This window comes from Cellulomonas hominis (genome assembly GCF_005239125.1).
Lineage (GTDB): Bacteria > Actinomycetota > Actinomycetes > Actinomycetales > Cellulomonadaceae > Cellulomonas > Cellulomonas hominis_A.
Genome location: NZ_SZYE01000095.1, coordinates 1 through 14,991, shown reverse-complemented (window position 1 = coordinate 14,991; position 14,991 = coordinate 1). Strand labels below are relative to the sequence as shown.

At 76.5% G+C, this 14,991-nt stretch carries 12 protein-coding genes; 6 read left to right on the top strand and 6 right to left on the bottom strand.

The window, feature by feature from the left end:
- Together FA014_RS12140 and FA014_RS12135 are read right to left on the bottom strand one after the other, a co-directional pair.
- Positions 1 to 688: MFS transporter (locus FA014_RS12140; protein WP_230323106.1), on the bottom strand; the 688-nt coding region annotated here is incomplete at its 3' end.
- A gap of 133 nt (positions 689 to 821) precedes the next feature.
- Entirely contained in the window at positions 822 to 1,766 is a 945-nt protein-coding gene (locus tag FA014_RS12135; RefSeq protein WP_154729937.1) for a proteasome assembly chaperone family protein, read from the bottom strand.
- Positions 1,767 to 2,063: 297 nt separating this feature from the next.
- Between FA014_RS12135 and FA014_RS12130 the strand changes: the two genes are divergently transcribed.
- The 4 genes from FA014_RS12130 to FA014_RS12115 all read left to right on the top strand — a co-directional run bounded on the left by FA014_RS12130 (position 2,064) and on the right by FA014_RS12115 (position 8,448).
- The gene (locus FA014_RS12130) at positions 2,064 to 4,307 is read left to right on the top strand and encodes a HelD family protein (RefSeq protein WP_154729936.1); all 2,244 of its coding nucleotides are present in this window, start codon (positions 2,064 to 2,066) and stop codon (positions 4,305 to 4,307) included.
- An 81-nt stretch (positions 4,308 to 4,388) separates the two neighbouring features.
- Positions 4,389 to 5,585: a phosphoglycerate dehydrogenase gene (gene serA / locus FA014_RS12125; protein ID WP_154729935.1), complete on the top strand. Its 1,197-nt coding sequence runs from the start codon at positions 4,389 to 4,391 to the stop codon at positions 5,583 to 5,585.
- A gap of 42 nt (positions 5,586 to 5,627) precedes the next feature.
- Positions 5,628 to 6,677, top strand: coding sequence for an aldo/keto reductase (locus FA014_RS12120; protein WP_195969270.1), 1,050 nt, complete (start codon positions 5,628 to 5,630; stop codon positions 6,675 to 6,677).
- A 76-nt stretch (positions 6,678 to 6,753) separates the two neighbouring features.
- Positions 6,754 to 8,448 carry an AMP-binding protein gene (locus FA014_RS12115; RefSeq protein ID WP_154729933.1) on the top strand — a complete coding sequence of 565 codons (1,695 nt, stop codon included), beginning with the start codon at positions 6,754 to 6,756 and terminating at the stop codon, positions 8,446 to 8,448.
- A gap of 63 nt (positions 8,449 to 8,511) precedes the next feature.
- Here FA014_RS12115 and FA014_RS12110 read toward each other — a convergent pair whose 3' ends face one another.
- The 3 genes from FA014_RS12110 to FA014_RS20005 all read right to left on the bottom strand — a co-directional run bounded on the left by FA014_RS12110 (position 8,512) and on the right by FA014_RS20005 (position 11,978).
- Positions 8,512 to 10,542 carry a S9 family peptidase gene (locus FA014_RS12110; RefSeq protein ID WP_154729932.1) on the bottom strand — a complete coding sequence of 677 codons (2,031 nt, stop codon included), beginning with the start codon at positions 10,540 to 10,542 and terminating at the stop codon, positions 8,512 to 8,514.
- 85 nt (positions 10,543 to 10,627) lie between these two features.
- A complete protein-coding gene (gene nrdR, locus FA014_RS12105) occupies positions 10,628 to 11,137 on the bottom strand; it encodes a transcriptional regulator NrdR (protein ID WP_154729931.1) in 510 nt (169 codons plus the stop codon).
- Between the two features lie 445 nt (positions 11,138 to 11,582).
- Positions 11,583 to 11,978: a LysM peptidoglycan-binding domain-containing protein gene (locus FA014_RS20005; protein WP_195969269.1), complete on the bottom strand. Its 396-nt coding sequence runs from the start codon at positions 11,976 to 11,978 to the stop codon at positions 11,583 to 11,585.
- A gap of 256 nt (positions 11,979 to 12,234) precedes the next feature.
- Here FA014_RS20005 and lexA point away from each other — a divergent pair, with 256 nt between their 5' ends.
- Positions 12,235 to 12,978, top strand: coding sequence for a transcriptional repressor LexA (lexA, locus tag FA014_RS12095; protein ID WP_154729929.1), 744 nt, complete (start codon positions 12,235 to 12,237; stop codon positions 12,976 to 12,978).
- A 31-nt stretch (positions 12,979 to 13,009) separates the two neighbouring features.
- Here lexA and FA014_RS12090 read toward each other — a convergent pair whose 3' ends face one another.
- The gene (locus tag FA014_RS12090; RefSeq protein WP_154729928.1) at positions 13,010 to 14,059 is read right to left on the bottom strand and encodes an aminotransferase class V-fold PLP-dependent enzyme; all 1,050 of its coding nucleotides are present in this window, start codon (positions 14,057 to 14,059) and stop codon (positions 13,010 to 13,012) included.
- Between the two features lie 81 nt (positions 14,060 to 14,140).
- Between FA014_RS12090 and FA014_RS12085 the strand changes: the two genes are divergently transcribed.
- Positions 14,141 to 14,991, top strand: an 851-nt coding sequence (locus FA014_RS12085) for a LysR family transcriptional regulator (protein WP_195969268.1), incomplete at its 3' end; no start/stop codon positions are given.

Below are 14,991 nucleotides of genomic sequence, written 5' to 3'. Positions count from 1 at the left end.
GCCACCAGGGTGCGGGCGCGGCACCGGCGGCCAGGCCGGCGGCGACGCCCGCCTCGGCGTCCTCCCCCGCCGGCGTCCCCGGCTCCCCGGCGACCCCCGGCACGCCCGCGCCCTCCGGCTCGACCGGCGCGTCCCGCACGACCGCGACCACCGCGACGGTCGCGACCACGCCGACGGCGGCGACCGACAGGAACGTGGTCCGCCAGCCCTCGGCGTGCAGCAGGGCGACGACGGGGACGGCCGACAGCACCTGGCCGAGCTGCCCGAGGCTGCCGGTGAGCTGGGTCATGACCGGGACCCGCCGGGCGGCGAACCACGCCGGCACGAGCCGCACCACCGACACGAACGTCAGCGCGTCGCCGGCGCCGACCAGCACCCGGCCCGCGAGCACCCAGCCCGCCGACGGGGCGAGCGCGAGCACCGTCTGCCCGAGCGCCATCACGGCAGCGCCGGACGCGACGAGGACCCGCGGCCCGTACCGGTCGAGCAGCACGCCGACGGGCACCTGCAGCAGCGCGTACACGACCAGCTGCGCGACCGCCATCGTCGCCAGCAGCGCCGAGGAGACCCCGAACAGGTCGGTCACCTCGAGCGTGGCGACGCCGAGGGACGACCGGTTCATGATCGCGACGACGTACGCGCCGACCGCGACGGACCAGACGAGCAGGGCGCGGCGGTCGGTGGTCACGTGCAGCCATTCTGCCCGCCCCGCGGGGCGGGCCCGACGAGTCCCCGCTCACACCCCGGACGTGCCGGGGGCCCGGGGCCCGGGGTTGGTCCCCGGGCACCGGGCCCCGCGTGCAGCGGCCCGCGAGCGCCGCTCAGAACCCCGTGCCGGGGCCCTTCTCGTCGCCCTGCTGGGCGAGGAACCGCTCGAACTCCGCGCCGAGCTCGTCGGCGGTCGGCAGCTCCGCGGTCTCGGCGAGCAGGCTCGGCCGGCCGATGTTCCGGGCGAACGCGTCGTACTGCTGCTCGAGCGCGTGCACCACGGCCTGCACCTCGGGCTGGTCCTCGACCTGGCGCTCGACCTCCAGCATCGTCTCGGAGGCGGACTCGGTCAGCGCCCCGAGGTCGAGCTCGAGCCCGGCGGCGCGCTGCACGTGCTCCAGCCCGGTGATCGACGCCTGCGGGAACGGCGACTGCGCGAGGTAGTGCGGGACGTGCACCGCGAAGCCCATGGCGTCGTGCCCCGACTGGCCGAGCCGGATCTCCAGCAGGGTCCCGGCGGACGCGGGCACCTGCACGGTGCCGAACCAGGAGGTGTAGTCCGCGACCAGCTCCGGCCGGTTGGCGTGCGCGGTCACCGACAGCGGCCGGGTGTGCGGGATGCCCATGGGGATCCCGTGCAGCCCGACGGTCAGGGGCACGTCGAACCGCTCGACGATCTGCCGCACGGCGGCGGCGAACCGCTCCCACTGCACGTCCGGCTCGACGCCGTGCAGCAGGAGGAACGGCACCCCGGAGGTGTCGCGCACCAGGTCGACGGCGAGCTCGGGCTCGTCGTACTCGCCCCAGTGGTCGCCCTCGAAGGTCGCGGTGGGGCGGCGGGAGCGGTAGTCCAGCAGCTGGTCGACGTCGAAGGTCGCCAGCCGCTCGGTCGGGAGCTGCTCGGTCAGGTGCTCGGCCGACAGGCGCCCGGCGCCGCCGGCGTCGACGAAGCCGCGCACCGCGTGCACGAGCACCGGCCCGCTGCCGCCCGCGGTCCGCGCCTCGACCTCGGCGGCGACCGCCGGGTCGACGGCGTAGATCTCGCTCGGGTCCAGCATGGGGTCCTCCCTGGGGGTCAGTCCGTGCGCCGCCCGGGGGGCGGCGTCCTGAGGGTGACAACACCGCGGGTGCCGCTGCTCTTCCCGGCGCCGCGGCGGATCTTCCTGCAGGCCGCCCGCCCGCGCCGCGCGCCGCGACCGCCACCCGGGCGGTCGTCGCACGCCCCGCCCGGGATGGTGGAGAATGGACGGCCGCTCCGGCGCCCGTCGACCGCCCGTCGACCCGCGCGGGCGCGGCGCAGGACGGCGGCGCCACCCGGGGGTCCGGGCGCCACGGGACGACCGACGGGAGCACGCGTGACCGGGATCGAGGCGCAGCTGGCGGCCGAGCAGGAGGTCGTCGACGGCCTGTACGCGCGGCTGGACGAGCTGCGGGCGGGCACCCGCGACCGGCTGGCGGAGGTCCGCCGGGTCGGGCCGTCGGGCTCGCCGCAGAACCGCTCGGAGCGGGACGCGTTCGCCACGCTCTACGAGGACCGTCTCGCCCGCCTGGAGGCCGTCGAGGACCGGCTGGCGTTCGGCCGGCTGGACCTGGTCGACGGCGGCCGCCGGTACATCGGCCGGATCGGGCTGAACGACGACCAGCACGCCTCGATCCTGACGGACTGGCGCGCGCCGGCGGCGCAGTCCTTCTACCGCGCGACCTCCGCCCACCCGGACGGCGTCGTGCAGCGCCGGCACCTGGTCACCCGCGGGCGCCGCGTGACGGGGCTCGAGGACGAGGTGATCGACCTCGACGTGCTCGCCGACGAGGAGGCGGCCGCCCGGCTCGGCGCCCTGTCCGGCGAGGGCGCGCTGCTGGCGGCGCTGGCCGCGCGGCGCACCGGTCGGATGGGCGACATCGTCGCGACGATCCAGGCCGAGCAGGACGCGATCATCCGCGCCGAGCTCGCCGGCGCGCTCGTGGTCCAGGGCGGCCCGGGCACCGGCAAGACCGCCGTGGCCCTGCACCGCGCCGCCTACCTGCTGTACGCGCACCGCCGCGTCCTGGAGCGCTCGGGCGTGCTGCTGCTCGGCCCGAGCCGGACGTTCCTGCGGTACATCGACCAGGTGCTCCCGTCGCTCGGGGAGACCGGCGTCGTGTCGACCACCGTCGGGGAGCTGTTCCCCGGCGTCGTCGCGACGGGCACCGAGGACGACGTCGTCGCCGAGATCAAGGGTCGCCCCGTGTGGCGGAGGATCATCGAGCGCGCCGTCCGGCAGCGGCAGCGCGCGCCGCAGCAGCCGACGGTCGTGACGATCGACGGCCACCGCATCGTCGTGAAGCCGTCCGACGTGCGGGGCGCGATCAACCACGCCCGCCGCGGCCACCGGCCCCACAACCAGGCGCGCGTGACGTTCGTGCGGGACATGCTCGGCCGGCTCGCGGAGCAGTACGTCAGCCAGCTCGGCTGGTCGGTCGCGCCGGACGAGCGCGGGGAGATCGTCGAGGAGCTGCGCACGACCCGGGAGATCCGGATCGCCCTCAACCTGGCCTGGATGCCGCTGACCCCGCAGGGCCTCGTCTCAGCGCTGCTGTCGAAGCCGGCCCGGCTGGACGCCGCCGCCCCGGAGCTGTCGGCGCACGAGCGCGCCGCCCTGCTGCGCGACGCGGACGCCCCGTGGACGGAGGCCGACGTCCCGCTGCTGGACGAGGCCGCCGAGCTGCTCGGCGAGGACGACCAGGCCGCTCGGGCCCAGGCCAAGCACGACGCCGCGCAGCGCGCGCAGGAGCTCGACTACGCCCGGCAGGTGCTGGAGCAGTCCGGCACGGGGCTGGTGTCGGCCGAGCTGCTGGCCGACCGGTTCGCGGCGACCGGCCCGGCGCTCACCACCGCGGAGCGCGCGGCCGCCGACCGGACCTGGACCTACGGCCACGTCGTGGTGGACGAGGCGCAGGAGCTGTCGCCGATGGCCTGGCGGATGGTGCTGCGCCGGGTGCCGACCCGGTCGCTGACCGTCGTCGGCGACGTGGCGCAGACCTCGACCGCCGCCGGCACGCGGGACTGGGCCGCGACGTTCGACCGGATCCTGGCAGGTGGCTGGCGGCTGTCCGAGCTCACGGTGAACTACCGGACGCCCGCCTCGGTGGCCCGCGCCGCCGAGCGCGTCGGCCGGGCCGCCGGGCTGCCGCTGACGCCGACCACCTCGGCCCGGGACGTCGAGGACGCCCTGCGCACCGAGCAGGTCGACGCGGCGGGGGTGCCCGCGGCGGTCGCCCGGCACGCGGAGGCCGCGCTCGCCGCCGTCCGGGACGCGAGCGGCGCGGGGCGGGTGGCCGTCATCGCGGCGCCCGAGGCGCTCCCCGCGCTCGCGCGGGTGCTGCCGCAGGCCGGCGCCACCCGCGCCGGCGCCCCCGACCTGGACGCGCCCCTGACGCTGATGTCGCCGACCCAGAGCAAGGGCCTGGAGTTCGACGCGGTGGTCCTGGTCGAGCCCGCGGACGTGCTCAAGAGCGGCGCGGGCGACCTGTACGTGGCGATGACCCGGCCGACGCAGTCCCTCCGGGTGGTGCACAGCCGGCCGCTGCCCGCGGGGTGGGACGCGCCGGAGGCGGGCTGACGGCCCCCGGCTCCGGGGGTGCCGGTGTCCGAGGACCGGGACCGGCTTGGAACCGCGGCCGCCGAGGCGCACCATAGGCGCGTGCTACGCGCCCTGCTCCTCGAGAACCTGCATCCCCAGGCCCGCACCATCATGGAGGCGGCCGGCTACGAGGTCGTCACGCGCTCCGGCGCGCTCGACGAGTCCGAGCTGATCGAGGCGCTGCAGGGCGTGCACCTGCTCGGCATCCGGTCCAAGACCAACGTCACCGAGGCCGTGCTCGACGCCGCGCCCGACCTGGTCGCGGTCGGCGCCTACTGCATCGGCACCAACCAGATCGACCTGCACGCGGCGGCCTCCCGCGGCGTCGCGGTGTTCAACGCCCCGTTCTCGAACACCCGCTCGGTGGTCGAGATCGCGCTGGCCGACATCATCGCGCTGACCCGCCGGCTCACGGTGCTCGACAAGTCGATGCACGAGGGTGTCTGGAACAAGTCGGCCGACGGCTCGCACGAGGTCCGCGGCCGCACGCTCGGCATCGTCGGCTACGGCAACATCGGCACCCAGCTGTCGGTGCTCGCCGAGAACCTCGGCATGTCGGTCGTCTTCTACGACACCGCCGAGAAGCTGGCGCTGGGCAACGCGCGCCGGGCCGAGACGCTGGACGAGCTGCTCGACGTCGCCGACATCGTCACGCTGCACGTCGACGGCCGCAGCGGCAACGCCGGCCTGTTCGGTGCGAAGCAGTTCGCCCGGATGCGCGAGGGCGCGATCTTCCTCAACCTGTCCCGCGGTTTCGTCGTCGACTACGCGGCGCTGCGCGACGCCGTCCTCGCCGGGCACGTGGCCGGCGCGGCGGTGGACGTGTTCCCCGTCGAGCCGAAGCGCAAGGGCGACCCGTTCGAGTCCGAGCTGCGCGGCCTGCCGAACGTCATCCTCACCCCGCACACCGGCGGGTCCACGGAGGAGGCGCAGGAGGCGATCGGCCAGTTCGTGTCGAACAAGCTGCGCGACTTCATGAACACCGGCACCACGATGCTCAGCGTCAACCTGCCGAACCTCACGCTGGAGGCCCGCCCCGGCGTGCACCGGCTCACCTACCTGCACCGCAACGTCCCCGGCGTGCTCGCGGCGGTCAACAACACGCTGGCCGAGCACGGCGCGAACATCGAGGGCCAGCTGCTCGCGACCCGCGGCGAGGTCGGCTACGTGGTGACCGACGCGGTCGCGGTGGAGCCCGACGTGGTCGCGGCCCTGCGTGCCCGCCCGGAGACCATCCGCCTGCGCGTCGTCGACTGACGTCCCGGCGGGGTGCCGCGGCCACGCGCTAGCGTCGGGCCCGTGCACCTCGCCGACGACGCCCGCCACGACCGACTCCCCCTGCGCCGCGCCGGCCGGTCCGGCCTGGACCTGCCCGCGGTGACCCTGGGGCTCTGGCAGAACTTCGGCGACGCCACGCCGTTCGCCGACCAGCGCGCCCTCGTGCTCGCGGCGTTCGACGCCGGCGTGGTGCACCTCGACCTGGCGAACAACTACGGCCCGCCGCCGGGCGCCGCGGAGGAGAGCGTCGGCCGGCTGCTGGCCACCGACCTCGCCCCGTACCGCGACGAGCTGCTCGTCGCGACGAAGGCCGGCTACCGGCAGTGGCCCGGCCCGTACGGCGAGTTCGGCTCGCGCAAGTACCTGCTCGCGTCGCTGGACCAGTCGCTGCGCCGGCTCGGCACCGACCGGGTGGACGTGTTCTACAGCCACCGGTACGACCCGAGCACCCCGCTCGAGGAGACGATCGGCGCGCTGAAGACCGCGGTCGACTCGGGGCGCGCGCTGTACGCGGGCATCTCGTCGTACTCCGCGCGGCGCACCGTCGAGGCGCTGGCGGTCGCCGAGGACCTCGGCCTGCGGCTGACCGTGCACCAGCCGTCGTACTCCCTGCTCAACCGCTGGGTCGAGGAGCCCGACCCCGAGGCGGGCGGGCGCAGCCTGCTCGACGTCGCCGGTGACGCCGGGCTCGGGGTGGTGGCCTTCTCCCCCCTGGCCCAGGGCATGCTCACCCGGAAGTACCTGGGCGGGGTGCCGGCCGACTCGCGTGCCGCGCGCGGGGGTCCGCTGCGGGCCGAGTACCTGAGCGACGAGAACCTCGACCGGGTCCGGGCGCTGAACGCCGTGGCGGAGCGGCGGGGCCAGTCGCTGGCGCAGCTCGCGATCGCCTGGGTGCTCCGCGACCCGCGGGTGACGTCCGTCGCGCTCGGCGCCCGCACCCCGGAGCAGCTGCGCGAGAACCTCGCCGCCGTCCGCGGGCCGGCGCTGACGGACGACGAGCTGGCCGAGATCGACCGGCACGCCGGGGACGCGGGGATCAACCTGTGGGGCTCGCGGTCGTCGGACCTGTGATCTTCACAGGGACCTGCTCCCCGTTGCTCCCGCCTACGCCCACGTAACCTACGCATCCGTAGGTTACGGTGGGCTCGTGACCGACTTCACGCGACCGTGGCACTCCTCCTACGCGCCGGGCGTCCCGCCCGTCGTCGACGTGCCGGAGGAGCCGCTGACCGCCTCCCTCGACCGCGCCGCCGCGACCTGGCCCGACCGCGTGGCCGTCGACTTCCTGGGTGCGGCCACCACCTACGCCGAGCTGGTGGGCGCCGTCGCCCGCGGCGCGGCGGTGCTCCGCGACCTCGGCGTGCGCGCGGGCGACCGCGTCGCGATCGTGCTGCCCAACTGCACCTCGCACGTCGTCGCGTTCTACGCCACGCTGCGCCTCGGCGCCGTCGTGGTCGAGACCAACCCGACCTACACCACGGACGAGCTCGCGCACCAGCTGGGCGACTCCGGCGCCACGGTCGCGCTCGTGTGGGAGAAGACGGTCGCCGCGGCGCTGGCCGCGCAGGACCGCACCCAGGTCCGCACCGTCGTCGCCGTCGACGTCTCGGCGGACCTGCCCGGCGTCAAGCGCCTCGCGCTGCGCCTGCCGCTGCCGGCCGCCCGCCGCACCCGGACCGCCCTGCGCGCCGCGCTCCCCGCGGGCACGCCGGTGTGGCACCGCCTGGTCGCCGAGGCCACCGCGCTCCCGGTGGGGGTGCCCGGGCCCACCGCGGACGACGTCGCGCTGCTGCAGTACACCGGCGGCACCACCGGCACGCCCAAGGCCGCGGTGCTGACGCACCGCAACCTGGTCGCGAACACCGTCCAGGGCCAGGCGTGGACGCAGGCCGAGCCGGGCACCGAGACGATCTACGGCGTGCTGCCGTTCTTCCACGCGTTCGGCCTCACGCTCTGCCTCACCTACGCGACCCGGGTCGGCGCGACGCTCGTCGCCTTCCCGAAGTTCGACCCGGCGGCCGTGCTCGCCGCGCAGCGCCGCCGCCCCGGCACCTTCCTGCCCGCGGTGCCGCCGATGCTCGACCGGCTGGCCGCCGCGGCCGAGGCCGCGAAGGCCGACCTGACGTCGTTCCGGTACGCGATCTCGGGCGCGATGTCGCTGTCGCCCGAGACGGCCGCACGCTGGGAGCGCGTCACCGAGGGCCTGGTCGTCGAGGGCTACGGCATGACCGAGACCTCCCCCGTCGCCCTCGGCAGCCCGCTGTCCCCCGCCCGCCGGCCCGGCGCGCTCGGCCTGCCGTTCCCGAGCACCGACGTCCGGGTCGTCGACCAGGAGGACCCGACCCGCGACGTCGAGCGCGGCGCGCAGGGCGAGCTCCTGATCCGCGGCCCGCAGGTGTTCGCCGGCTACTGGAACCGGCCCGAGGAGACGGCCGGCCAGCTGCTGCCCGGCGGCTGGCTGCGCACCGGCGACGTGGTCCGGCTGGACGACGACGGGTTCGTCGTCCTGGTCGACCGGATCAAGGAGATGATCGTCACCGGCGGTTTCAAGGTGTACCCCTCGCAGGTGGAGGACAAGCTCCGCGGCATGCCGGGCGTGCGCGACGTCGCCGTGATCGGCCTGCCCGGCGGCGACCTCGGGGAGAAGGTCGTGGCCGCGATCGTCACCGAGCTCGGGGCGCACGTCGACCTCGCCGCGGTGCGGGAGTGGTGCGGCGAGCGCCTGGCCCGGTACGCGGTGCCGCGGGACCTGGTGATCCTCCCCGAGCTGCCGCGGTCCCAGATCGGGAAGGTGCTGCGCCGCGTGGTCCGGGACGACCTGCTGGCGTCCTCGGCGGTCTGAGCCGCACGACGCACGAGGGGCCCCGCACCGGATCGGTGCGGGGCCCCTCGTGCGCGCGCGGGATCAGCCCTGCGCGACCGGCAGCGTCCGCTGCCACCAGTCGAGGACGTGCTCGAACCGGACCAGCCGGTGCTGCGGGCGGCCGGACCGGGTCAGCTCGTGCCCCTCGCCCGGGAACAGCAGCAGCTCGGCCGGGACGCCGCGCCGCTTGAGCTCGACGAACCAGCGCTGCCCCTGCTCCACCGGGCACCGCCAGTCCTGCTCGGAGTGGATCACCAGCGTCGGGGTGGTCACCTCTGCCACGTGCGCCATGGGCGACTGGGCGGCCACCTTGGCGCGGGACTCCTCGTCGTCGCCGTCGCCCAGGTACTCCAGGCCGAAGAACCAGCCGATGTCGCTCGACCCGACGAACGACACCGGGTCGAGGAAGCCGCGCTCCACGACGGCGCCGGTGAACCGGTCCGTCCGGGTGGTCAGCCACGCGGTGAGGTAGCCGCCGTACGAGCCGCCCATCACGCCGACCCGCTCGCCGTCCAGCGCCGGGTCCTCCAGCGCCGCGTCCAGCAGGGCCAGCACGTCGTCGGTGTCGACGGTGCCGAAGCCGTGCTGGATCGCCCGGCCGTGGGCGGAGCCGTAGCCCGCGGCGCCGCGCGGGTTGCCGTAGACGACCGCGTAGCCGGCCTCCGCGAGCGTCTGCACCTCGTCGAACAGGCCGACCGTGTACTGCGCGTACGGGCCGCCGTGGATCATGAGGATCGTCGGGTGCGGGCCGGCGAACCGCTCCGGGTCCGGGGTGACGACCCAGCCGTGCACCGGGTAGCCGTCCGGCGCGGTGGCGGTGACCTCGCGCGGCTCGCGGACCCGGCCCGTCGCGCGCAGCGGCGCGGACCAGTCGGTGAGCGCCCGGGTCCCGCCCGACGCCAGCTCCACGGCGTGCAGGTCGCCCGACGTCGCCGGGCCGGCGGCGGCGACCACGGCCACCGGGGCGGCGGTCGCCGCGGCGACGCCGTGCGCGACCAGGCCGGTGAGCAGGTCGCGGGTCGTCCCGTCCGCCCGGTGCTCGCGCAGCACCACGGTGCCGCGGTGCAGCACGCCGGCGAGCACGCCGTCCGCCGTCACCGCGAACGTGCCGGGGTCGAGGTCCACGGCCTCGGCGTCGGTGAGCCGCTCGGCGGCGCCGGCGGCGCTCGGGGCGGCACCGTCGGCGACCGGGGCCAGCGGCAGCCGGTACAGCCCGGTCTGGGCGGCGACGAAGCCGCGGCCCGACGGGCCCATGTCCTGCGCGAGCAGCCACAGCGCCGCGCCGTCGGCCGCGGGCAGCACCGCCGCGACGGCCAGCGTGCTGCCGGCGTCGGCGTCGGTCAGCGGGACGAGCGCGCCGTCGGCGTCCGGGGCGGTGTCCACGACGACGGCGTCCGCACGCAGGTCCTGGTCCTTGCCGGCGTGCCGGGCGGCCACCGCCGCGACGTACCGGCCGCCGGGGAACCAGGCGATCTGCTCGACGTCGGTCTCGCCGCCGGTGATCTGCCGCGCCGCGGGCCGGGCGTCCTCGCCGGCCGGGGTGGCGCGCGCGGCCGGGTCGGCCGGCACCTCGACCACGAACAGCTGGCGGCGCTTGTCGCGGGTGAAGCCGACGCCGTCGTTCCGGTACGGCAGCTCGGTGATGTGCCGGGGCCGCTCCGCGCCGGCGTCGCCGTCGCCGTACCGCCCCTCCTCGGGCACCCGGGCGACGAACGCCAGCGTGGCCCCGTCCGGGGAGAACCGGGCGGTCTGCACGCCCAGCGGGGCGTCGGTCAGCCGCACCGGCTCGCCGCCGGCGGCCTCCACCAGGAACAGCTGCGGGCGGCCCTTCGGCTCGGCGCGCAGGAACGCCACCCAGCGCCCGTCCGGGGACACCTGCGGGTCGGTGTCGCGGTGGCCGCGGGTCAGGCGCCGGGGCGGCGTGGCGCCGTCCGTGGCGACCCGCCAGAGCTGGCCGGTGTACTCGTCCGACTCGAGGTCGGGGGCGGTGCGGGCGACGACGGCGAACGAGCCGTCGGGGGCGACCGCCGGGGTGCCGGGGGCGTGCAGGAGCGCGAGGTCAGCTGGGATCACGCCTCCGACCGTAGTACGCGCGGGCCACCCGCGGGCCGCGCGACGCCGCCCGGCCGGCCCCGCGCCGCTGCCCCGGCCGGGTGCGTCAGGCGGTCGGCGCGTCCTCGGCGGTGGCGTCGGGCGTCGCGGCGCGGGCGGCGTCCGCGGCCTCGTTCTCCGCGCGGAGCACCGTGATGGCCGCCTCGAAGTCCTCGAGGCTGTTGAACGCCTGGTACACGCTCGCGAACCGCAGGTACGCCACCTCGTCGAGGTCGCGGAGCGGACCGAGGATCGCGAGGCCGATCTCGTAGGCGTCCAGCTCCGCGCTGCCGCTGGCGCGCAGGTTCTCCTCGACGCGCTGGGCGAGCACCGCGAGGTCGTCGTCGCTGACCGGCCGACCCTGGCAGGCCTTGCGGACGCCGTTGACGATCTTCTCCCGGCTGAACGGCTCGGTGGCACCGGACCGCTTCACGACGGACAGGCTCGCCGTCTCGATCGTGGTGAACCGGCGGTTGCACTGCGGGCACTGCCGGCGGCGGCGGATGGAGAGCCCGTCGTCCGAGGTGCGCGAGTCGACGACGCGGGAGTCGGCGTGACGGCAGAACGGGCAGTGCATGGACGCTCCTCCGGGATGTGGTGCACGCGCCGGGCCGGCGTCCGCGGCGACGCGCGCCCGCCCGGACGACCGGGACACGGTAGGGCCGCGGGTGCGGGCGGTGCAAGGCGGATCCGCGGCGGGGTGAACCTGCAGGCCACGGGGCCGACCATCCGGGCCCGGGCAGACGACGAGGGTGGCCGCTGATGCGGCCACCCTCGTGGGGACGCCCCCGTCCCGTCTCGTCCGGACGACTCGCCTCGTCCGGACGGTTGCTGCACGCCTCTGCGTCCGGCCCGAGGGCCACGACGACGATGCGTCCCTCGTGGCGAGCCCCCCAGCCAGCCGTTCGAGGTGGCACCACCCTAGAGGCGTCCCGGGCAATTACGCAAGCACCGAGTGCCGTAATCCTGACGCCCCCTCGGAGCGGGCCTGACCAGCGGCTTCCCGCCTCCGTGGTACGCCGTCAGGAGCCGGCCGGGAGCAGCAGGACCTGACCCGCCTGGAGGGAGGCGTCCGCGAGGCCGTTGAGCTGCTGCAGGCTCAGGATCACGTCGCGCACGTCCTCGCCCGGGCCCGCCACGTCCGCGGCGATCTGCCAGAGGGTCTCCCCCGACTGCACCGCGTGCGTGGTGACCTCGGTGGCCCGCTGCGGGCCGTCGGCCACCGCGCGGCCGCCGACGAGCCCGCCCAGCACGACCGCCAGGCCCAGGAGGACGACGACGACGCGACCGCGCCGGGTCAGGTGGAGCCGACCCTCGCCGTCCGCGGTGCCCGGCCGGCGCGCATCCCCGTCGCGCCGGGCGGGCACCTCGCGGCGCGCCGGACGAGCGATCCCCGGGTGTGCTGCGATCGCGCTCATCCCCACCACTTCCCTCCTGGGCCGCCGGGCGACCCGAGTCGAACACCTGTTCGTTCGAACGCTTGTACGATGGAACCACACCCCACCGACGATGTCGAGACACGATCGAACAGGTGTTTGATCCCGCCCGTCCGTCCCCCTACGCTCGGTGACGTCGGGTACAGCGCACCACGAGGCACTGACACGCCCGCCCGACGGACCGCCCCGGACCCACCTGCGGGCGGCCTGACCAGGGCGGACGGGAACGGGAGCGGACATGGCGAGCGACGGGACGGGCACCGCGGCGGGCCTCGGCGAGGCGGCCGTGGCCGAGCTCGGGGACGGCGACGGCCTCACGCCGCGGCAGCGGCTGGTCCTCGAGACGGTGCGCGCGTCGGTCGAGTCCCGCGGCTACCCGCCGAGCATGCGCGAGATCGGCGACGCCGTCGGCCTCACCAGCCCGTCGAGCGTCAAGCACCAGCTCACGGCGCTCGAGCGCAAGGGCTACCTGCGCCGGGACCCCAACCGGCCGCGCGCGATCGAGGTCGTGCAGCCCGACGACTCGCGCGGCGTGGCGCCGCTGCCGGGCGTCGCGGGCATCACCGGCATCGGGGACGCCGACTCCGCCGCCCGCGAGGGCGCCCCGGAGGCGGCCTACGTGCCCGTGGTCGGCCGGATCGCCGCGGGCGGCCCGATCCTCGCCGAGCAGCTCGTCGAGGACGTGTTCCCGCTCCCCCGCCAGCTCGTGGGCGCGGGAGAGCTGTTCCTGCTCAAGGTCGTCGGTGACTCGATGATCGACGCCGCGATCTGCGACGGCGACTGGGTCGTGGTCCGCCGGCAGCCGGTGGCCGAGAACGGCGAGATCGTCGCCGCGATGCTCGACGGCGAGGCGACGGTGAAGACGCTCAAGCGCGCCGACGGGCACGTGTGGCTGCTGCCGCAGAACCCGGCGTACTCCCCGATCGACGGCGACCACGCGCAGGTGCTGGGCCGCGTCGTCTCGGTGCTGCGCTCGCTCTGACCCCGGCCCCCGCCGGGCGACGCGACCGGGGTCAGCCCTCCTGGCGCAGGGCGGCGAGCGCGCGTTCCACGTCCGCCCCGTCGTTCCAGACGTGGAACGCGACGCGCACCCGCCCGGCGCGGCCCGCGACCCGGCAGCCCGCCGCCGTCAGGGCGCCCCGGCGCCGGCCGTCCGGGTCGGGGAGCGTCACGATCGCGCTGCCGCACGGCCCCAGCCCGAGGCCGGCCCGGAACGCGTCCGCCAGCCCCACCGCGTGCGCCTGCACCGCGTCGCGGTCCGTGCTCGCGAAGGCGTCGAGCGACTCGGCGGCGCCGAGCCAGGCCTGCCAGGCCGGGGACACGTCGAAGCGCCGCGCGTCGGCCGCCAGGCGCATCTCCGGGCCGTAGCAGGACGCCCACGGGTCGTCCCCCGCGTACCAGCCCGCCTGCAGCGGGAGGAGCGCGTCCTGCGCCTCCGCGCGCACCGTGAGGAACCCGGTCCCGCGGGGCGCGCACAGCCACTTGTACGCCGCGGTCACGCTGACGTCGTACCGGGCCGCGTCGACGCGCAGCCAGCCGGCGGCCTGGGTGAGGTCGCACAGCGTCCTGCTGCCCGCCGCGCGCGCCGCCGCCAGCACCGCGTCGTCGTCGAGCACCGCGCCGGTCGCCGACTGCACCAGCGAGTAGGCGACCAGGTCGACGCCCGGCACCACGGCCTCGGCCAGCCGCTCGGCCGGCACGTGCTCGACCCGGAGGCGCGGCCCCTGGGCGAGGAACGGGAAGACCACCGAGCTGAAGTCGCCGTCGACGCACACCACGCGCGCGCCGTCGGGCAGCGACGCGGCGACCACCGCGGCCATCGCCGAGACCTGGGCGCCGATCGCGACCCGGTCGACGGGGACGCCGACCAGCGCCGCGAACCGCTCGCGCGCGGCCACCACCGCACGCTCGTACCGCGCCACGTCCAGGCCGCCGGACGTCCACCGGTCCAGGTCCTCGCGCAGGGCGCGGGCGGTGCGCCGCGGCGCGACGCCCGCCGTCGCCGCGTCCAGGTGCCCCGGGACGGGGTCGAAGTCGGACCGGAGGTCGTCGAGCGTGCGCATGCCTCCAGGCTCACGGATCGGCAGCCATGCGGGCAACCACCAGATCCTCGCCGATCCATGCGCCACGCTTATGCTCCGAGGATGGTCTCCCGGAGCCTCGACGCCGCCGCCCTGCGCCTCGTGCGCGCCGTCCACGACACCGGCAGCGTCACGGCGGCCGCGCGGGAGCTCGGGCTGACGCAGCCGGCGGCGAGCCAGCAGCTGCGCGCCGTCGAGCGGTTGGTCGGCACGCCGGTGGTCGTGCGCGCCGGCCGCGGCGTGCGGCTGACCGAGGCCGGTCAGGTGCTGGCCCGCAACGCCTCCGCGGTGCAGTCCGCGCTGGACGCGACCCTGGAGGAGGTCGCCGCCGTCGCCAGCCTGCGCGCCGGCCGGGTCCGGGTCGCCGCGTTCCCCTCGGCGGCGGCGACGCTGCTCCCCACCGCGCTCGCCGCGCTGCGCGCCGCGCACCCCGGCGTGGGCGTCACCCTCGTGGAGGCGGAGCCGCCCGAGGCGCTGGCCGAGCTCGCCGCCGGCCGCGTGGACGTCGCGGTGACGTTCCGCGACGCGGGCCAGGAGCCGGCCCCGGCGGGGGACGACAGGCTGCGGCGCGTCCCGCTGCTGCGGGACGACGTGGTGGTCGTCCTGCCCGGGTCCGACGGGCGCACCGCCGGCGAGCCGGTCGACCTCGCGGGGCTCGCCGACCGGCCCTGGATCGCGGGCTGCCCCCAGTGCCGCGCGCAGCTCGTCGGCACCTGCGCCCGCGCCGGGTTCGCCCCGCGGGTCGACTTCGCGACCGACGACTACCTCGCGGTGCTCGGCCTGGTCCGCGCGGGGCTCGGCGTGACGACCCTGCCCGGCCTCGCGCTCGCCGCGCTGCCGCACCCGGGCGTGACCGTGCACCCCGCCGGCCTCGCCGACCGCCTCCACGAGGCGCGCGGCCCCGGGCCGGGCGG

What these genes read in the sequence shown, in the direction of transcription:
- FA014_RS12135 (WP_154729937.1), bottom strand. Translation starts at nt 1,766, where the DNA reads ATGCTGGACCCGAGCGAGATCTACGCCGTCGACCCGGCGGTCGCCGCC.
- nrdR (WP_154729931.1), bottom strand. Translation starts at nt 11,137, where the DNA reads ATGCACTGCCCGTTCTGCCGTCACGCCGACTCCCGCGTCGTCGACTCG.
- FA014_RS20005 (WP_195969269.1), bottom strand. Translation starts at nt 11,978, where the DNA reads ATGAGCGCGATCGCAGCACACCCGGGGATCGCTCGTCCGGCGCGCCGC.
- lexA (WP_154729929.1), top strand. Translation starts at nt 12,235, where the DNA reads ATGGCGAGCGACGGGACGGGCACCGCGGCGGGCCTCGGCGAGGCGGCC.
- FA014_RS12090 (WP_154729928.1), bottom strand. Translation starts at nt 14,059, where the DNA reads ATGCGCACGCTCGACGACCTCCGGTCCGACTTCGACCCCGTCCCGGGG.